The following is a 1355-nucleotide window of genomic DNA, read 5'->3' on the forward strand; positions in this document are numbered from 1 at the left end:
AGGCGCGCAAGGAGCGCGGCGCCAAGATCGTCGTCATCGACGTTTACGAAAACGCGACGATGAAGCAGGCCGATCTCGGCCTTGTGCTGAAGCCGGGTACCGATGGCGCGCTGGCCTGTGCGGCTATGCATGTGCTGTTTCGCGAAGGGATGGCCGATCGCGCCTATCTCGAAAAATACACCGACGACCCGAAGGGGCTGGAAGCGCATCTTCAGACCCGAACCCCCGAATGGGCGGCCGAGATCACCGGCTTGACGGTCGCCGAGATCGAGGCCTTCGCCCGGCTCGTCGGCACGACCAGGAAAACCTATTTCCGGCTCGGCTATGGCTTCGCGCGCCAGCGCAATGGCGCCGTCAACATGCATGCCGCATCTTGCATCGCCGCGGTCACCGGCTGCTGGCAATATGAGGGCGGCGGCGCCTTCCACTCCAATTCCGGCATCTTCAAGCTCAACCAGGATGTGCTGGAAGGCACGAAGATGCGCGATCCCTCGATCCGCTATCTCGACCATTCGCGCATCGGCCCGGTGCTGACCGGTGCCAGCGACGCGCTTTATGGCGGCCCGCTTGTAACGGCGATGCTGATCCAGAACACCAACCCGGTGAATGTCGCACCGGAGCAGCGGCTGGTGACGCAGGGCTTCCTGCGCCAGGATCTGTTCACTTGCGTGCACGAGCAGTTCATGACCGACACGGCCAAGCTCGCCGATGTCGTGCTGCCGGCGACGATGTTCCTGGAACATGACGACGTCTACAAGGGCGGCGGCAACCAGCACATCACGCTTGGCCCCAAGCTGATCGAGCCGCCGGAAGGGCCGCGCACCAACCATTTCGTCATCGAGCAATTGGCTGAGCGGCTCGGCGTCGCCGACCGTCCGGGCTTCGGCCTGACCGAGCAGCAGCATATCGACATCATCCTGGGCAAGCGCGGGCTGGGCAGCTTCGACAGCTTGAAGGAAGACAAGTGGATCGACCTGCAGCCGGATTTCGACACCGCGCATTTCACTAGGGGATTTGGCCATGCGGATGGAAAATTCCACTTTCGCGCCGACTGGACCGGGCAGGCGGCGCCCAACCGGCCGCCGAAAAGCATGGGCCTGTTCGGGCCGGTGGCGCGGCTGCCGGAATTCCCCGACCATGTCGACCTGATCGAGGTCGCCGACGAGGCGCATCCGTTCCGGCTGACAACATCGCCGGCACGCAATTTTCTCAATTCGACATTCTCGGAAACACCGGTGTCCAAGGCCAAGGAAGGCCGGCCGGAACTCTTGCTGCACCCCGATGATGCCGCAGCACTTGGGCTGGCCGACGGCGATCGTGTCGAGGTCGGCAACACGCGCGGCGAAGTCGTGCTG

The 1355-nt window shown here is 63.6% G+C and carries 1 protein-coding gene; it reads left to right on the forward strand.

Going from position 1 to position 1355, the window contains the following annotated elements; all coding sequences use genetic code 11:
- A partial coding sequence (locus EN935_RS36110; RefSeq protein ID WP_164771694.1) for a molybdopterin-dependent oxidoreductase occupies positions 1-1355 on the forward strand: 1355 nt, incomplete at both ends.

The organism is Mesorhizobium sp. M7D.F.Ca.US.004.03.1.1, assembly GCF_003998635.1.
Taxonomy (GTDB): domain Bacteria; phylum Pseudomonadota; class Alphaproteobacteria; order Rhizobiales; family Rhizobiaceae; genus Mesorhizobium; species Mesorhizobium loti.